Consider the following 18,353-nt stretch of genomic DNA (forward strand, 5'->3'; position numbering starts at 1 on the left):
CGGCGATGATCGAGATCCCGCAGGATCTGAAGTGGCTCGGCTGGCTCGTCGGCGTCGACCTGCCCGCAGGCAACGAGGACCTGCTGTTCGCTATCGGTCGCGCTTGGAGTGAGGCATCGAAGTCGATTGCTGCACAGGTTGACCCGCTGACACAGGTACGGCGGAAGGCTAGCGGCGCGTACACGGACGGTGCGGGAGCCGAGACCATCTCGGCGTTGTTCGCCGACCTGCTCGACGGCGACTCCTCGCTGGTGAAGCTGGCCGCCAACTACGACGAACTCGGCAATGCCGCTTTCGATTTCGGTACAACGGTGCAGGCGGCAAAGTTGATGATGATCGTCTCCTACGCCATGTTGGCGGTGGAGATCCTGTGGGCGTGGATGTTTCCGCCCACCGCGCCCGCGGTGGAGGCCGCGGCTATCGCCGGAACCCGATCGGGGTTGCGGCGGGTCGAGGATTTGGTGATCACGCGGATCGAGCAGGTGATACTGCGGGCTTTCGGCGCTGTCGGGCAGCAGGCTTGGACGAAGTTGGTGGTCAAGAATTTGGCAACCTATGCGGTCAAAGGTGCGGTTTCGGGTGGCCAAGCGGTGCTGGTGGACGCCGCTATCCAGGGTGGTCAAATCGCTGCGGGTACTCGGCGTCAGTTCAACGGTAACGAGGCACTGCTCTCCTTCGGATCGTCTTATGCCAGCGGCCTGTTCGGCCGGGCGGCCGGGCACTGGGGCGGCATCGGCTTCGATGCTTCGATCGGCAGGATTACCAACAAGCTCGGTCGCGCGGCGGATGTGGGTCGGGGTGCCGCGATCGGGGCCTTCGCCGGTGCGGTCGGCACGGTCGGCAGTTCGATGGCTTCGGCGTTGAACAGCGGTAATTGGCAGGGGGCCTTCACCGCGAGTGGGTTCGGTCTCGGTTCGTCGGGTGGTGCGTTTCGTGGTGCGGTGGCGGGTGGTGCGCGCGGACTGTTCCATCTGAACCGCGTGCCGGGCAGTGCGGCGCGCACCGGTTTCCTCCGGCATTTCCAGCTGGACTCCGAAGGGAACGTGTACGTTCCAGCGAGCCGGGCTGCGGCGGTCGGTGGGGCGGTGACCGGCCAGCCCATCCCGCGACCGGTCGCGCGGCCTGCGGTCGACCGGTCGATCGAGTCGACGCCGCAGCATCAGCGCAGGCTGCGTGAGCTCGATCGGCAGGACGCGGCCAACCTGCGCGAACACCAACGGCAGGTGCGTGCGGCGCAGCCCCAATTGCGTGCTCAGCCTTCTGAATCCGCCGACAACCCGTTGCGGGCCCGCGCGCTCGGGGCACCGGATGGGTCGGCGGACCGGCAGCCACAATGGGGTGCCCGCATGTCCGACCGTGCCCAGGACATGCAGCACCGGTCCGATACGGCTCAACAGACCGCGGATCGGGCGCAGGCAGGTGCCGACACTGTCCAGCGGCGCGCCACTATGCAACAGACGAGGGCGGCAACGGAAGCCAACGTCGCCGAGCAAGCACGAACGAACACCGAACGGGCGCAGCAGCAGTTGCGCAACAGCGAGACTCGCCTGGAAGCGTTGCGCGCGAGCGACTCTCCCGATCCTCGACAGGTCGAGCGGGCTGAACTACGGGTCGCCCGCGCCCGTGTCGAACACGCGAGCGCCGAGTTCGAGCAAGCCGCCGCGCGCCTGCGCGCCGACGCGCACCAGCGCCGAGCCGACGAATTCCAAACCCGCGCAGATGAATTTCAACGGAGAGCCGATCTCGCCCAGCGCCGCGCCGACGACCTGCGCATGGTGCGCGTCCACCCGGATGTGATCAACCGCAGCGCCGATGCCGAAGCCAAGCCGACGGTGCGCCCGATCGGCGCGGAGCACAGTTGGTGGCAGCGGGCTCTGCTCCGCAGCGAGCAGCTCGGCAAGGAATACGGCACCGGCGGTCCAGGAACGGATCACTATCAACCCAAGGGCACCGATCTGCGCGCCAAGACCCGCCCCAAACTCGACTCCTACCACCAGCCGACGATCGAACCGTACGCCGCGCCACCAGCACCCGACCCGGCCGTGTGGGAGCAGCTACCGAACTCCGAAACCGTCTGGGACCCTGCGGGTTCCGACAGACCGGAGCGAAAGACGCACTTCTTCTGACAAACGCTCGCGTGTCAGTGCAGCGAGTCGGGGTGTGATTAGCCAGAAGGTGTACGGCTTGATACTGCAACGACACTCGCCGGTCAGGTGAGGAGGTGGCCGCAGGCTCACGCCGGCGAGCCAGGCCCGCAGGGGAGGCAGCGGTTGTTGCGGCAAGCGGACCGGGATGCGGACAGGCTCCGTGACGCCGTGCGTGATTACGTGGTCGGACAGTTGGAAAGCGTTGGCCGCGTTGACGTATCAGCTGTTGCGGATTACCTGGTCTTAATTTAGTGTTCGTCGCACATAAAGAATACGCGGGGAGTTGCAGATGACCTTGGCCGTAGCGGACCAACCCTCGATGTCGCCGAGGCGAGCTCGGTTCGTCCGCCACTGGACCAGTAGGCTGGTCGCGTTCGGGGAGTTCATCGACGGCTACGACCTGCTGGTCATCGGTGCCGCGATGCTGTTCCTCCGGCCCTACTTCGGCCTCACGGCCTTCCAGGTGGGGGTGGTCACCGCGGCGGCGTTCGTCGGTACCGCGGTGGGCCTGCTGGTGTTCGGCGACCTGTCCGACCGGTTCGGCCGCCGCGTGATCTTCATGATCAACCTGGGCTTCTTCGTGGCGGCCTCGATCGCCGCGGCGTTCGTTCAAGAGGTGTGGCAGTTGGTGGTGGCCCGGTTCGTGCTCGGTGTCGCGGTGGGTATGGACATCCCGACCTCGCACGCGTTCCTCGCCGAGATCGCGCCCAAGTCCCGGCGTGGCCGTATCGCAGGCAGCCTGCCCAACATGATGTGGCTCGGTGGCGCCATTGTCTCGGTGCTGCTCGCGCTCGCGCTCGCCCCGGTGTTCGGCGACGAGACCTGGCGGTGGTTGTTCGGTCTGGCCGCGCTGCCCGCGGCCGTGGTGCTGCTGGCGCGGCAGTTCCTGCCGGAGTCGCCGCGCTGGCTCCGTGCCAAGGGCCGCGCTGAGGAGGCGCAGCGGGTGTATGACGTGCTGGGGCTGGAACCGCCGAAGTGCGAGGTCGTCGAGAAGCGGAACTACCGGGCGCTGTTGGCCGGTGGGGCGTGGCGGCGGCTGGTGACGGTGACGGCGTTCTTCGCCATCCAGGCCTTCGGCGGCGCGGTGGCGACGGTCGCGGGCCCGTTGATCATCAGCAGTCTCGGCATCGGAGTGTCCAACACGCTGTACTTCTCCTTGCTGAGTTTTGTGGTGGGGCTGGTCGCGGTGGTGCTCGGTACGTTGGTCATCGACCGGATCAACCGCCGCTGGCTGGGAGTGTGGACGTGCCTCGGCGTGTTCGCTGCCGGGTTGGGCATCGCGTTCACTGGCGAGCAGCCCGGCGTTGGCCTGGTGGTCTTCTGGGTCGCCTACGCCACATTGACCTGGTTCGGCCCGGGTGTGCTGTCCTGGGTGTGGAGCACCGAGGCGTTCCCCACCGCGCTGCGGGGCCTTGGTTCCGGTATCGCTCAGTGCGCGACCCGGCTCGCGATTGCGCTCAACGTGTTCCTAGCGCCCATGCTTCTGCAGAACCACGGCATCACGGTTGTCGCGTGGTACTCCTGCGCATTCCTGGTCAGTGCGTTGATCGTGCTGGCGGCGCCGTGGCTGGCCACCACCGGTGTCGAGCTCGAGGAAGCCAACCGCGTCGAGTCCGGGAAACCGGTGCGAGTGTGAACCACCCAGCCCTCAGCGGAACCCAACCGCGCCAGGCCCGGCAGGCCAACACGGCCGCCGTGCTCCAGTTACTTGTCCAGCGCGGCCCGCTGGCGCGTAGGGAGATCGCCACGGAGCTTTCCCTCAACCACGGCAGCGTCAGCAGGATCATCGAGCCTTTGCTGTCCGTCGGCATCGTCCGTGAACTCGTCGAGCACTCCACCGGGGTAGGCCGGCCCCGGGTGCCGGTGGCCTTGGACCCGTCGAGTCGGTACGCGGTCGGCGTGCACTTCGGCCTCGAGCGAATTACGGTCGGACTGACCGATCTGGTAGGTCACTGCGTCAGAGCACATACCGAGAACCACGATCCGGCCGACCGCGTCGGCACGCTGCGGCGCGCCGCCGAACTGGCCGCCGAGATGGCCGGCTGCGCTCCCGGCCCAGTGCTCGGCATCGGTGTGGCAGTCGGCGGCGAGGTGGACCGGGTGACCGGCCGCGTCGTGCGCAACGGCGTCCTGGGGTGGGTCGATGTCCGGGTCGCCGATCGGTTGCGTGAGCGGACCGGGCTCGACGTCGTGGTGGATGGAAACGTGTGCGCCCTGCTCGGTGCCGAACTCACCTTCGGAGCAGGGCTGGGCCAGCACAGCGTGCTGTATCTGTTCGTCGGCAACGTCGCGGAGATGGGGTTCCTCGGCCAACCGAGGGCGACGGGGCCGGACGGCATCGTCCAGGGCAGCTTCGGCCGCATCCTCGTGCCCGATCTCACCGGCGGCGGTTACGCGCGCCTCGGCGAGTGCGGGACGGACGTGGCGCTGCTCGCCGCGGCTCGATCCGCCGGACTCGCGGTGACCTCGCTGACGGACCTGGTTCGCCTGGCCGAAGCGGATCCGATCGCGATCAGGCTCCTCGAGGCGCGCAGCGCCCAGGTCGCCGCGGTTGCCGACACGGTGTACGACCTGATGCGGCCGCGCATGATCATCCTCGGTGGTAGCGGCGCACCGTCGGACCGATGGCTCGAGGTGGTGCGCGACCGCGTCGAGACGGCCCCACCGGAGGCGCTGGTCCGGCCGCGTTCTAGTGGCAACACGCTTGTTACCGCGGCGGCGGGACTCGTCGTGCGCGCCTTCTTCACCACCGGAAGCACCGAATGGAATGTGTGAGTTGTTGCAGGACAGGCGGTTTCGTGCATGCCGTGGGAATGGGATCAGTCTGGAACTCGCCGATCCTGCCTGGGAAGGGGTGCGGTTGTGAGTGGTGTGGTGGTGCTCGGCGGTGCGGGTGGTATCGGCTCGGCCATAGTGCGTGCGCTCCTGGCTGAAGGGCGACAGGTCGCGGTGGTGGACATCGCGCCACCGCCGCTGGAGCTGGCAGACGTGCCGTGGATCGTCGGCGACGCCACCGACTCAGCCGTGATCGGCGCCGCGTTCGACGCGCTCGAGAGCGCGACCGGGCTGGTGCATTGCCTGTTGAGTGAGCATCGCGCCCCACTGGCCGAGCAGACTTCGGACGCGGTGCTCAGCGTGCTGAACATCGGTGCGGTGTCCGCGTTGGCGCCGTTGCAACAGCTGCTCGCCCGAGCGGGTGGCGGGCCGTGCGCCGCGGTGCTGGTCAGTTCGATCCATGCGGCGCTGGCGTGGGGTGGGCAGGCGCCGTACGCGATGGCCAAGGCCGCGTTGGAGGCGCTCGGTCGCGCCGCCGCCGTGGAGCTCGGCCCGCGCGGGCTTCGGTGCAACGTCGTCCGGCCCGGGTTCGTCATGGTGCCCCGCAACGCGCATCGCTGGCAGGATGCGGCCACCCGTGACGCGTTGACCGAGGTGCAGCCGCTCGGCGAATTGGCTCAGCCGGACGACATCGCTGCGGTGGTGGCCTTCCTGCTCAGTGATCAGGCCAGGCTCGTCTCCGGCGCGACCGTCACCGTGGACGGCGCGATGACGGCCGTACTGCGCGAGCCGACTACGTAGTCGATACCGACGAACGAATGTCGCCGTCGTGGAAAGGCCATCACCACTACGCCGGGACGCGAGCGTCCCGCCACAGAGAGGGACAGTTCCGTGTCGTCATCCACACTTCCCTTACCGAACGGTGCGACGTGTCCCTTCGGTCCCCCGCCGGAGATCAGTGCAATCCGGGAAAGTGCGGCGCTGCCGCGGGTTTCGTGCCCAACCGGAATCGACGCATGGCTGGTGACCCGCTACGCCGATGTCCGCGAAGTACTCGGCGATCCACGCCGGTTCAGTGTCCGGGCAGGCACGGCCGGACACATCCTGGCCAACCAGCCGCCGGACGCCCCGATCAACCCCGGAGAGTTTCCGGTATTAAGCCCGAAACCCATAGTTTGCACAGTGTTTCGGCCGCAGTCGCTCGCAATCCCGTCTACCGCTGCCTGTCCTGGCGAGAGTGGGGCAGGTGGAGCAGACCATCGCCATCGACTCGACCACCGACGTGCATTCCGCCGCCGTGGTGATGGACAGCGTGGCCGACGCGGTCGGCCGTGCGGTGCGCGTACTCGCCGACACCCTGACGCTGCTCGGTGACCCGATCACAGTGCAGCACAACGGAAGTGCGGGGCAATCCGAAGCCACGGTCACCGCGGGCAGCAGCGCCAACCCGCCGTGGGGCACCGACACGTTCGGCAAGTCGTTCGCCGACGGCAACGCCGGCTACGTGAACCTCAGCACCGACCTACTCCAAGGCGGATTCGACCTGGCACACACCCTGTCGCAGTTTGCCCACGGGATGGCCAGGGCCGCGGGTGATCTCGATGGTGTCGAGGAGAACGCCACCGCCGCATTCTCCTGACCACCCCAGCCCGCCGGATGGGTCCCGCCTCCGCGCATCCGACAATCGCAGCCATGCCCATCGCCGAGCGACGTCACCCGCTCAGCTCGGCGGAGGCAGATGGCAGATCTGGATAAGATCGCGCCCCCGTGTCCGCGACACCAACAACCCACGCCCAGGCGGATACTGGGCCGGACGCACGTCCCCGAGCAGCACACCCTCGTCCTTCGGCGTACTCATCAGAATTCCGTCCACCGACATATCCTTCATCGGCCCGAGCACCGGATCGTAGAGCGCACGCGCCGCACCACCGGACCGGCGCGCGATGATCACATGCAGACCGATATCGCGCGCCTGCGGCAGCAGATCCAGCAGCGGGGCCAGCGGATTGTTCGACGCGACCATGTCGTAGTCGTCGACGATCACATACACCTCGGGCCCGGTCCACCAGCTGCGCTCGCGCAGCTCCGCAGGCGTGATGTCGGCGCCGGGCAGCCGCTGCGACACGAATCCCGCCACTTCCTTCAATGTCGGAATCGAGGTCTGCGCCGAGGTGGAGTACCCGGCCAGGTGCTGTCCGTCGATCGCGCCGAGCATGGTGCGCCGGTAGTCGACCAGGATCACCCGCGCCTCGTTCGGGTGCGAGTTCTCCACGATGCCCTGGGCGATATTTCGCAGCAGCGTGGTCTTGCCGCAGCCCACGTCGGCGAACACCAGTAGGTGCGGCGACTCTTCGAAGTCCAGCACCACCGGTAGCAACTCGGATTCGCTCAACCCGATCAGCACCCGCTTGTTGTCCAGGCGCATATCCAGCTCGCGGGCGGTGGTCAGCACCTGGTCGCGGTCGAGTTCACCGGGCAGCATCCGTACCCCGGGGGCCCGGCGGTCGCCGTAGAGCTCGGCGAGCTCGGCCTTCGCGGCAACGATGCCATCGGAGAGCGTCTCCGGGTTCACGTCGGTGTCCAGGCGGGGGAGCGCGATCAGCATGTGCAGCTTGTCGCCGGTCATGCCGCGGCCGGGACGGTTGATCGGAACATTCACCGCCGCACGGCGATCCATCTCCGAGTCCGATGGATCGCCGAGGCGCAGCTCGATCCTGGTGCCGATCTGATCCTTCACATTGGGCCGGATCTCGGCCCACCGGTTCGCGCCGAGCATGAGGTGGATGCCGTAGGAAAGCCCGCGGGCCGCGAGGGCGAGCACCTGCCCCTCGATCAGGTCGAAATCCTCGCGGAAGGCGGCCCAGCCGTCGATCACCAGGAACACATCACCGAACGCGTCGGCGGCCAGCGGATGCGCGGCCTGCTCCTCGGGGGACAGCAGCGCGAATTCGGCTTTGCGCTTGCGGAATTCACGCATGTTCTCGATGCCGAGTTCCAGGAAGCGCGCCTCGCGCCTGCGCAGCAGCATGCTGAGTTCGGCGACGGTGCGCCGCACCCGGTCGCTCTCCAGCCGCCCTGCCGCCGAACCCACGTGCGGCAGCCCGGTGAGGGCGGCCAGGGTGCCGCCGCCGAAGTCGAGGCAGTAGAACTGCACCTGTTCGGGGGTGTGCGTGGTGGCGGCGGACAGGATGATGGTGCGCAGGGTGGTCGACTTGCCGGACTGCGGTCCACCGACCACCGCGACGTTGCCCTGGGCGCCGGACAGGTCGATCGCGAGCACATCGCGCTTCTGTTCGTACGGCTTGTCGACGATGCCGATCGGCAGCCACAGATTGGCATTCTGGTTGACCTGGGAGCGCCAATCATGGTCGGGCAGCACCAGATCCACGGTCGGCGAGATGTCGAGCGGCGGCAGCCACACCTGATGCGCGGGCCTGCCGTGCCCGGTCAGCCGGTCCACCACCACTTGGAGCAGCGACCGCTCGGGTTCGGCGGGCGGTGCCTGACCGAGCAGTTCGCTGAGATCGGGCAGCTCCACCGGGATGGGTTGCTGCTCTTCCGTGCTCGGTGCGGCAGCCTCGATGGTGGCGGCGGTGAACAGGTCGACCGTCCCGGCCATGGCCGTCGGGCCGGTCGTCCGGCCCGCGACGGGCGGCACATAGGTCCCGGACACGTAGGTGGTGTTGAATCGCAACGGATCCGACGAGTCACTCTTCAGATAGCCTGCGCCGGGTTGTGCGGGTAGATGGTAGGCGTCGGTGATGCCGAGCACCTGCCGGGATTCACCCGCCGAGAAGGTGCGCAGGCCGATCCGGTACGACAGGTGCGAGTCGAGGCCGCGCAACCGGTTCTCCTCCAGTCGCTGCGAGGCGAGCAGCAGGTGCACCCGCAGCGAGCGGCCGAGGCGGCCGATCATCACGAACAGTTCCGCGAAATCCGGTTTCTGCGAGAGCAATTCGGAGAACTCGTCGACGATGATGAACAGCGCGGGCAGCGGATCGAGCGGTGCCCCGTTGGCGCGGGCCTTCTCGTACTCGGTGACGTTGGCGAAGTTACCTGCCGCTCGCAGCAATTCCTGCCTGCGGGTCAGCTCACCGGCGAGTGCGTCGCGCATGCGGTCCACCATCGAGAGTTCTTCCTCGAGGTTGGTGATCACCGCGGACACGTGCGGTAGCGGATCGAGCCCGAGAAACGTTGCGCCACCCTTGAAGTCGACCAGCACCAGGTTCAGTAGGTCGGGGGAGTGGGTGGTCACCATCGACAACACCAGCGTGCGCAGGAACTCCGACTTGCCGGAACCCGTTGCGCCGATGCACAACCCGTGCGGGCCCATGCCGTTCTCGGCGGACTCCTTGATGTCGATCTCGACTCGGGTGCCGTCGGGGGTCGAGCCGATCGGCACCCGCAATCGCTCGCGAGCCGACCTCGGCCGCCACACCGTGTCCGCCTCGAGGGTCGCCGCGTCGGCGACGCCGAGCATCGCCATAAGTCCCGGGTCGGTGTTCACCTCGGCCCCGAGGTCGACGACCTGGGCGCTGGTGGCGATCCGGTAGCGCGCCATCCCGCGGCCGAAAGTGGCGGCGATATCCAGGCTTACCCGGTCGGGTCCGGCGAAATTCTCCACGGAACCACCGGTGCGGGCACCGATCACGTCTTCCTCGACCACCAGCTGCAGCCCGCGCCGGACGGCGAGACCGGTCTGCGGCGCGGTCAGATCGAGCACGGTCACCGAGTCGAGCCCGGCGTCGCTGATGATGCGCTCGGCGCCGCTGACATACCCGTCGTCGATCACCACGACCAGGTGCAGCCTGCCCGCTGTGGTCGGTGCGTTGCGTAGGAACCGCCCGCGTTCGAGCAGGTCCTCCGACAGCGAGGTCTCCAGTTCCGACAGTGATTCGTAGAGCATGCGCGCCGACCCGATCCGGTCGGTGTCGCGCGGATGTTGCAGGTGCGGAAGCCATTTGGTCCAGCTCCACACGTCACCGTCCGGGTGGGCGGTGACGATCGCGAAGATCATGCTGTCCGGCCCGTGGAAGGTGGCCAGCTCCATCAGCATCGACCGGACCAGCGCGCGGCCGTGCTCGCGCGGCCCCTCCACGTTCACCGCGGGGAAGGCGCGCAGGGAGATGGCGGTCGGCAGGCTGTGCACCACCGAGTGCGTGCGGACGAAGCGGCGCAGCGCCACTGTCGACACCGGTTCCAGGTCTTCGAGCGGAACAGTCTCGGGCCGAACCAGTTTGGTGGCGAGGCGATGGCTGCCGACACCGATCCGGATGTGCCCGAAGTCGGGGTCGCTCGGCCTGCGCTCCCACATCCGGCGGGTGCCGATCAGCGCGTGCAGGTCGATCGGGTGCGGGTGGCTCCAGAACAGGGCCTCGCGCTGGGCGGTACCGGTGGTGCGGACGTCGCGGCGCAGCTGGTCGAGGTAGCGGAAGTAGTCCTTGCGTTCCTCGTTGAGCTCGGCGGCCGGCTTCGCGCCGCCGCCGGTGCGGCTGGCGAACATGCCGACCATCGACATCAGCATCATCATCGGGAACATCATGGTGAGCGGATTGGAGAACATGGACTTGCCGCCCATGGTGAACATCAACCCCATCATGCCCACCATGGCGACCACCATCACCACTGGCAGCAGACGCTGCCACAGCGGCGCGGGGACCGGCGCGGTGATCTCCGGTGGTGCGTTGAGGATTACCTCGCCGCCCGGCGGCCGCGGTGGTGCGATTCTGGCCAGGCGGATGAACCCCTTTGTGCCCATGGACAATTCCTTCGGTTAGTCATCGCCCGGCAGGACGAGGGGCCTGCGCTGTTCGCGCCGGAACGGAATGGAGAGGGCGAGCACGATGGCAAGCAGCGTCAAGCAGCTCACCGCGCCGGCGAGGCCGATGCGGCGCGGCCACGGGCTCACATAGGCCGGTGGCGTCGGGCCCGCGATCGGAACGCCCTGTGCCGGATCGCTTTTCGCGGTGGGCGGCACCACGGCGGTGAGCGCGGCGACCGGGTCGATCAGGCCTGCGCCGATGCGGCCGTCGTGGCCGTTGCCCGGTGCGTGCGCGGTGCGGATGATGCGGTCCATCACCTGCTTGGCGGAGAGGTCGGGAAAGCGGGCACGCACCAGGGCGGCCAGCCCCGCGACGTACGCGCTGGCGAAGCTGGTGCCGTTCACCGGAGCTACCTGGCCGTCGGCCTGCGGAGTGCCGTTCACCAGCCCGGTGCCGCCTGGTGCGCTGTCCAGCGACATCAGGTTGCTGCCCGGCGCGGCTACGGAAACCCAAGGCCCGTACAGGGTGAAGGCCGACGGCGACCCGTCGGGCTCCACCGACGCCACCGACAGGACATAGGGGGAGAACCACGCGGGCGTCGCGATGGTAGCGACCGCATGCCAGCCCGCAGTGCCGTTCTGTTCCTTGCACGCACCTTGCTGTTGCAGATTGCCTGCTGCCGCGACCACGACGACGTTGTGGTCGTAGGCGTACCGCAGCGAGGCGCCGAGCGGGCCGTCGACCGCCTCGGCACCGGCGGGCCTGCACGACACCGCGGAGATATTGATGACCGTCGCGCCGCTGTCGACCGCGTGCACCACCGCGCTGGCGAGGGTGTCGACGGTGCCGTAACCACCTGCCGACATCGCGCCGGGATCGTCGGAGCGGTAACTGTTCTTGGCCTGGTAGGCCAGGCTGGTCTGGCGAATGGTGAGGATCGAGGCGGCGGGCGCGACACCGGAGAAACCGTCGCCGCCCTCGGGTGCGGGCCGAGCGGCGATGAGGCCGGCCACCAGGGTGCCGTGGCCGTCGCAGTCGGCGGTGCCGTCGGAGTCGGAGACGTAATCACCGCCCGGGCGCACCGACAGTCGCGGATGCCGGTTGACGCCGGTGTCGATCACCGCGACGGTCTGTCCCTCGCCCCGGCTGAACTGCCAGGCGTTTTCGAGCCCGAGCGCCTTCTGCGCTGCGGGCACTCCGACCGGTGCGGGTCCGGTCCAGATCGGTTGCGAGCACAACAGGCGCTGCTCGGACGGGATCGGCGGGGCCACCGGGGCGTTCGTGATCAGCGCCCCCGGATCGACAACCGGCGGTGCGACGCCGAGTGCCGCGCCGGTCGGCGCGACGGAGAGCGTCAGCGCCAGGGCGACGACGCAGGCCGACCGGGCGAGCTCACGCATTCCGGGCCATGGCGTAGACGTCGATGATCCAGAAAACGAGCGGACCGATCAGGCAGATCAGCAGGTATTCGAAGATCTCGCCCGCCCGCTGCACCACCGGCGACACTTCCATGTTCGGCCCGGCCACCCCGATCAGCATGCCGAGCCCAGCGACCAGCAGCAGCGCGCCCGCGGCAGGCAGGGCCAGCTCCGGCATCCGCACACCCCACAGCACCGCGGGCACGATCAGCGCCGCGCAGCCACCGGCCACCAGCACCGCCGCCTGCGTCAGATCGGCGAAAGCCCGTCCGCGCCTGGCTAGTACCACACCCACCGCGGCGGCGAGCGCCGCACACTGCCAGCGGTGCTCGGTGGCCGAGGCGACGATCACGATCGTCGCGAGCACGGTGACCGCGACGATGCCGAAGATCATCCCGGACTGGAAGTCGTTGGCCCGCCGCGATCGTTCCCCCAAACCGGCCGCCGAGGGGATGGCGGTCGCGCCGACCGCGCCGATCCCTTCGATGGTCGGCCGTGGTTCGTGGTCGCGCGGGTCGATGGCCCCGCCAGCGGTCGGCACCGGCGGCACCGGAAGCCGCGCGGCCGCGACCGCGATACGCGAGGCGAGGGTGATGCCGAGCAGCGCCAAGACGATGATTCCGGCCGCGACCTTCAACGGCGCGACGTCCCAGATCGTCACCGTGCCCGCGGCGCCGACGCCGAACGTCGCGACCGTGATGACCCCGGTGAACATCGTCGTGCGCACCGGGATCGCCCGCATCGCGATCACCGCGAGCAGCAGGGTGGCGGCGGCGCCGAACAGCAGGTGTGGCGCACCGGGGCGGCCCGGCACGAATGCCGCTGTGCCACTGCCCATCAGGAGCAATCCACACAGGGCCAGCGCGGTGGCGGGCGCGGTCGCCGCGTACTTCTTGGCGACCAGCGCGGCGCCGACCGAGATCACCAGGCCGATGCCGAGGCCCGCTGATCCGGCCAGCACCGACCAGCCGCGCGCCGCGGCGAACAGCAGCAGAAAACAGGTGCCGAGCACTGCGGTGATCGCACCACCCATCCCGGCCCGGCCCGCCGACTCACCCGACCAGCCGCTGAACGAGTCGTCGGTCAATCGGGCGACCGCGTCGATCACATCATCGAACAGCGGCGGCGACTCGACCGAATCGACCGCGCGCAGCACCAGCAGGTCGCCGTCGAACACCTCGGCCTCGGTGAGCGTGCGGCCCGGATCGATCGCGAGCTGACCGGGCTGGGCCAGGGTCCAATGCTGGGCGGCCAGCGGCCCGTTGTCCTCGAGTTCGGACAGGTCGGGGTTGCGAGAAGCGATGAGCGCCACCACATCCGGAATGAAATTCGCGATCGCGACGGTGGCGGGCAGCACCACATCCACCTGGGTGTTGCCACCGATCACCGAGACCCGGCACAGTTGCGGCTCGATCGCCGTGGACTCCATCACGTTCGGGAAATTAACAACGGAGTCGCTCGGCCGCACCGGCTGAGCAGTGAGTTTCCTCAGTCGTAACCCTGGGCGTGCGCCGACGTGCGGTTCTGTGCCCGAGCCTGCCGCGCGCGGTTAATCGCCGGTGAATGCCGCATGCGGGCGAACCGGTACCGCGTGACGCGGCAACGGATTCCGGTTACGTTGCGCCGCATGTCAGCGATTCGGTCAGCCCAACAGGTCTTCGATGCGGGCGTGCTGTCGTTGGGTCTGATGGTCGACGGCCAGCAGGCCACCAAGAATCTCGAATACGCCAAGGTCGCCTTCCGCCGGGCCACCGAGCTGGACCCGGACATGTGCGACGCGTGGCTCGGCCGCCTCGCCGCCGGGGACGCGTCCAACGAGGTGTTCGGGCAGCTGCACCGCACCTCGACCACCTCGTTGATGCGGGAACAGCGCAGGCTCGGGCTGCCGCCGCGCCAGCTGGCCGGCCGCTTCCAGATCGGTCAGTACATCGACTATCCGGTCGCCGGCTTCACCGAGATCTGGATCGCGCACGCCATGCGGCTGCTGGACGACAAGCAGTTCGACGAGGCCCAGCAGGTGCTCGACGAGCTGGACGAGCGCCGCAAGAAGATGACCGAAGACCCGGACCGCGCCCTGGACGACCGGCTCTGCGCTTATGCGCGCGGCGTGCTGTACTTCACCGCCCAGCTCTGGCCCGACGTGATGGCGGTGCTTGCCGGGTCGGCCGAGTGGCAGGACCAGTACATGGCCGTCGGTGCCCACGTCATGGTCGGTACCGCGTGCGCGCACCTCGGCCTGTTCGGCGAGGCGACGCGCCGCCTCGAACAAGCCGAGCACGGGCCGATCCCTGCGGCCCGCACCGCGGCCATGTACTGCCGCGGCCTGGCGCTGCGCGAACAAGGCAACGAGGACGAGGCGCGGTCGCTGTTCGAGACGGTGTACAGCCAGGTGCCCGGCTTCGCCTCGAACGCCCGCGCCATGAGCGATCCCACCTTCCGGATCATGGTCACCACCCGTGAACAGATCGAATCACGCACCAACCGTTGGGATCCCGCGACCGCGCCGTCGCTGGACGAGGCCGCCGAACAGGAACACCAGGACCGCGCCGAGACGATTCTGGCCACCGCCCGCGCGGAGTTGCAGGCCCAGATCGGTTTGGCGGCGGTGAAGGTACAGGTCGCCAAGTTGCAGTCCTCGGCGACCATGGCGAAGATCCGCGCAGAGAAGGGCCTCAGCAGCATGCCGCGCGGGCAGCACCTGGCCTTCACCGGTCCGCCCGGTACCGGCAAGACCACCATCGCCCGCGTGGTCGCCAAGATCTACTGCGGTCTCGGCCTGCTCAAGACCGACAAGGTGGTGGAGACCAAGCGCTCCGATTTCGTCGGCCAGCACCTCGGTTCCACCGCGATCAAATCCAATGCGCTGATCGACTCCGCCATGGACGGTGTGCTCTTCGTCGACGAGGCGTACACGCTGATCCAGCAGGGACTGTCCGGGGGTGACGCGTTCGGTCGCGAGGCAGTGGACACGTTGCTCGCGCGGATGGAGAACGACCGCGACCGGTTGGTGGTGATCATCGCGGGGTACGACGGCGAGATCGACCGCTTCCTGGCCAGCAACGACGGTCTCGCCTCCCGGTTCGCCAAGCGCGTGAAATTCGACTCCTACTCACCCGACGAACTCCGTGATATCGGCAAATTCATTGCCGCAAAACGTGATTCCGCGCTCTCGGACGAGGCAGTCGAGATCTTGCGCGAAGCATGTGTGCAGCTGTACGCGGCCGAACGCACCGATCAGAGTGGTCTGCCGCGTCGCGGTGTCGATATCGCCGGTAACGGGCGGTTCATCCGCAATGTGATCGAGAGTGCCGAGGAAGAACGCGAATACCGGTTGGCCATGGACGAATCCCTTGATCCACGAACCCTCGACGAAGACACGCTGATGCGCATCGAGGCCGATGACATGCGCAAGGCGCTGGATATCGTGCTGGCCACGTTGACGTAGTCAGGCGATCGCGTCGAGGCAGGAGCCTCAGCGGTTACCCTGGAGTGTGTAGGGGGTAAGTGAAATGCAGCGACTGCGAAGGTTTCTCGTCGAGACCGCGTATGCGATTCCGTTCGTTATGGCTGTGGCGGTGGTGCTGATATTCGTACTCGGTTTCGGCGGGGTATGGGTAGTGATGGTGTCGGTGTTGGCCGGCATGCTCATGGGGAAGGCCGCCGAAGCCGCGGTGGGCGTTGTTCGGTCGTATCGGCCTGCGGTACAGCCTGTTTCAGCGGAACCGGTCTGGCGGGTTTGGCAGCGGCGAACGCGTCATGATGGGGATATCTCGTGAGGGCTGGGTCGTTGTCGGCGTACGAGCCGATCGGTCGGTCCGGTCGGCGGGTGTGACCCGGGGTTGTCATGGCCGCGGCGCGTTCCAGCGGTTGGCATGGCTCGTGCGTGGCTACTTTTAGGCGAAGGCTAAGTCGACTTCCTCGCGCGGGCACAATGTGCTTGTCAGTTGCATCAGCCAGGCGAAATGCGCCGGTGATACATTGTAGACGAGGGCGGTCAGCTACTCGGATCATCGGGCCACTCGAACTGGACATCGGATCAGTTTCGGCGGGAAGGGGCTCCGACGGGGGAGCTCGGCGACCGGGCGCGGAATTGTGCGATCATGAGAATTCGGTCCGCGGCTGTGCTGCGGGCGTTGGATTTCTCACCGTTGCCGAGGCCCGGTGAGCACCGCGAGGATCTAAACCACTCGCGAGCTAGGGCTCGGGGACAACGGCGTGCACCACTGCCTCGGCAGAGCGGGTAGTTCGGTAGATCCCCTTCGGCGAAAGGCGCGCAATCGTGACGTCGGCAACGCTCTCCAGATCTGCAACAGAATCGCTGAAACCCATTGTTCAGCAGGGGTTTTTGGTTCAGCCGTTCACGCGGCACTGTCAGGTGGTCCAGCACGATGGTGATCACGCGGTCATCGGTGTGTCACCGGGAAACAGCTACTTCTCCGGCCAGCGAATCCGGGATCTCGCGAAGTGGGGACTGGCGCACTTCGATCGGGTCGACATCGTCTACACCGATGTGTATGTGGCCGAAATGTTCGAAGCCATAGGATATTCCGAGCTCGACGCTCGGCGTAAGGCGGATAAGAACATTCGCGGCGTGCGTGCCAAAATCGTTGCGGCAGTTGGTGATGCCGATCCGCACGGGCGGCGGCTGTTCGCGAAGGCGATGTCGGAGTTCCGGGCCAACGAAGCATATCGGTACCTGCATGCGGATATCGTCCGGCGATCGGCCGACGATGCGGAGTTCCGCGCGGTGTGTCAGCAGCTGGTGGCGCGGTTCCTGTCCTCTAAGGTGCTGGCTGGTCGCGCACCTACGCCCCGCCAGCACGAGGTGTGCCTCGACTACATCCGCGCAGAGGCTCCGCTTTTCTTGGACACGCCCGCGATCCTCGGGGTGCCGTCTTCGCTGAACTGCTACCACCAGTTGCTGCCGATGGCAGAGTTGCTGTACGCACGCGGGTCCGGACTTCGCGCCTCGCGTAACCAGGGCCACGCCATCGTCACTCCCGTCGAAGGAGCCGGCGCATGACCACCTTCGACACCATGCTCGCGTTCCCGTTCTCCGCCCGCGGCGACCGAATTCCCGAGGAGGTCGCGGTCCTTCGGGAAGCCACGCCGGTGCGCAAGGTGCGCACCATCGCCGGTGACGAGGCGTGGCTGGTGAGCTCCTACGCCCTGTGCAAACAGGTTCTGGAAGATCGCCGGTTCTCGCTGAAGGACACCTCCGCGCCGGGGGTCCCGCGCCAGTACGCCCTCACCATTCCGCCGGAGGTGGTGAACAACATGGGCAACATCACCGGTGCGGGTCTGCGCAAGGCGGTGATGAAGGCGCTGAGCCCGAAAGCACCTGGCCTCGAACAGTTTCTGCGCACCACGGCCACAAGGCTGGTCGATGCCCTCGTCGCCGAGGGTGCGCCCGCCGATCTGCGCAACGATTTCGCCGACCCGTTCGCGGCCGCCCTGCACTGCCACCTCCTCGGCATTCCGCAGCGGGACGCACCCAAACTGATGCGCAGCCTGCACATCGCGTTCATGAACTCCGCCGATCCCATCCCGGCCGCCGAGCTCAACTGGAATCGGGATATCGCCTACATGGTCGAGCGCCTCGACGACCCGGCCACCTCCGGGCTGATGGCCGAACTCGCGGCCCTGCGCGACGATCCGGACTACGCACACGTTTCCGAACAAATGCTGGCCACCGTGGGGGTCACCCTGTTCGGGGCAGGCGTCATCTCCACCGGCGGGTTTCTCACCATGGCGCTGGTGTCGCTCATCCAGCATCCGGAACTGAAAGCTCAGCTGCTCGCAGACCCGGCACTGATCCCCGCCGGAGTGGAGGAGCTGCTGCGCATCAACCTGTCCATCGGCGACGGGCTGCCGCGACTGGCGACCGAGGACATCCAGCTCGGTGACGTCCTGGTCCGCCAGGGCGAGCTCGTGCTGGTACTGGTCGAAGGCGCCAATTTCGACCCCGCCGCCTTCCCCGCGCCCGAGACGGTCGACCTGAACCGCCCCAACGCCAACGCCCACCTCTCCTTCGGCGGCGGTCAACACTTCTGCCCCGCAACCGCCCTGAGCCGCAAGCACGCCCACATCGGCCTGGAAGTACTACTGAACCGCATCCCCACCCTGGACCTCGCCGTGCCCATCGACCAACTCGTCTGGCGCACCCGCTTCATGAAACGAATCCCAGAGCGCTTACCCGTTCTGTGGTAGCTGCCGCGGCCCGATACCCCGCCTGACGAGGGCGGGGTTCT

11 protein-coding genes are annotated in these 18,353 nt (G+C 67.6%); 8 read left to right on the plus strand and 3 right to left on the minus strand.

The genetic code is table 11. The annotated features are described in order from the left end of the window. Positions 1-5: 5 nt before the first annotated feature. The 5 genes from ACIHA7_RS13935 (at position 6) to ACIHA7_RS13955 (ending at position 6,561) form a co-directional block, all read left to right on the plus strand. Positions 6-2,126, plus strand: coding sequence for a hypothetical protein (locus ACIHA7_RS13935; protein WP_397289213.1), 2,121 nt, complete (start codon positions 6-8; stop codon positions 2,124-2,126). A 310-nt stretch (positions 2,127-2,436) separates the two neighbouring features. Next, on the plus strand, positions 2,437-3,783 hold the full coding sequence (locus tag ACIHA7_RS13940) for an MFS transporter (protein ID WP_397289215.1): 1,347 nt from the start codon (positions 2,437-2,439) through the stop codon (positions 3,781-3,783). After that, positions 3,780-4,922: an ROK family protein gene (locus tag ACIHA7_RS13945; protein WP_397289217.1), complete on the plus strand. Its 1,143-nt coding sequence runs from the start codon at positions 3,780-3,782 to the stop codon at positions 4,920-4,922. Before ACIHA7_RS13940 ends, ACIHA7_RS13945 begins: the two co-directional genes overlap by 4 nt. Positions 4,923-5,009: 87 nt before the next feature. After that, positions 5,010-5,723, plus strand: a complete 714-nt coding sequence (locus ACIHA7_RS13950) for an SDR family NAD(P)-dependent oxidoreductase (protein WP_397289219.1) — start codon at positions 5,010-5,012, stop codon at positions 5,721-5,723. A gap of 445 nt (positions 5,724-6,168) precedes the next feature. Continuing rightward, positions 6,169-6,561: a hypothetical protein gene (locus ACIHA7_RS13955; protein ID WP_397289222.1), complete on the plus strand. Its 393-nt coding sequence runs from the start codon at positions 6,169-6,171 to the stop codon at positions 6,559-6,561. An 81-nt stretch (positions 6,562-6,642) separates the two neighbouring features. Here ACIHA7_RS13955 and eccCa read toward each other — a convergent pair whose 3' ends face one another. From eccCa to eccD, 3 genes are read right to left on the minus strand one after another with little or no spacing between them, the layout of a single operon-like run. Beyond that, positions 6,643-10,680: a type VII secretion protein EccCa gene (gene eccCa / locus ACIHA7_RS13960; protein ID WP_397289225.1), complete on the minus strand. Its 4,038-nt coding sequence runs from the start codon at positions 10,678-10,680 to the stop codon at positions 6,643-6,645. 15 nt (positions 10,681-10,695) lie between these two features. Beyond that, positions 10,696-12,084, minus strand: coding sequence for a type VII secretion-associated serine protease mycosin (gene mycP, locus ACIHA7_RS13965; RefSeq protein ID WP_397289227.1), 1,389 nt, complete (start codon positions 12,082-12,084; stop codon positions 10,696-10,698). Next, positions 12,077-13,531, minus strand: coding sequence for a type VII secretion integral membrane protein EccD (gene eccD, locus ACIHA7_RS13970; protein WP_397290752.1), 1,455 nt, complete (start codon positions 13,529-13,531; stop codon positions 12,077-12,079). The genes mycP and eccD overlap by 8 nt, the downstream gene beginning before the upstream one ends. Before the next feature lie 198 nt (positions 13,532-13,729). On the opposite strand from eccD, the gene eccA reads away from it, so the two are divergent. The 3 genes from eccA to ACIHA7_RS13985 all read left to right on the plus strand — a co-directional run bounded on the left by eccA (position 13,730) and on the right by ACIHA7_RS13985 (position 18,312). Then, positions 13,730-15,547 carry a type VII secretion AAA-ATPase EccA gene (gene eccA, locus ACIHA7_RS13975; protein WP_397289229.1) on the plus strand — a complete coding sequence of 606 codons (1,818 nt, stop codon included), beginning with the start codon at positions 13,730-13,732 and terminating at the stop codon, positions 15,545-15,547. Positions 15,548-16,381: 834 nt separating this feature from the next. Then, the gene (locus tag ACIHA7_RS13980; protein WP_397289231.1) at positions 16,382-17,125 is read left to right on the plus strand and encodes a tRNA-dependent cyclodipeptide synthase; all 744 of its coding nucleotides are present in this window, start codon (positions 16,382-16,384) and stop codon (positions 17,123-17,125) included. Beyond that, on the plus strand, positions 17,122-18,312 hold the full coding sequence (locus ACIHA7_RS13985) for a cytochrome P450 (protein WP_397289233.1): 1,191 nt from the start codon (positions 17,122-17,124) through the stop codon (positions 18,310-18,312). The genes ACIHA7_RS13980 and ACIHA7_RS13985 overlap by 4 nt, the downstream gene beginning before the upstream one ends. The last annotated feature ends 41 nt before the right edge of the window (positions 18,313-18,353 follow it).

The organism is Nocardia sp. NPDC052316, from assembly GCF_044547795.1.
Taxonomy (GTDB): domain Bacteria; phylum Actinomycetota; class Actinomycetes; order Mycobacteriales; family Mycobacteriaceae; genus Nocardia.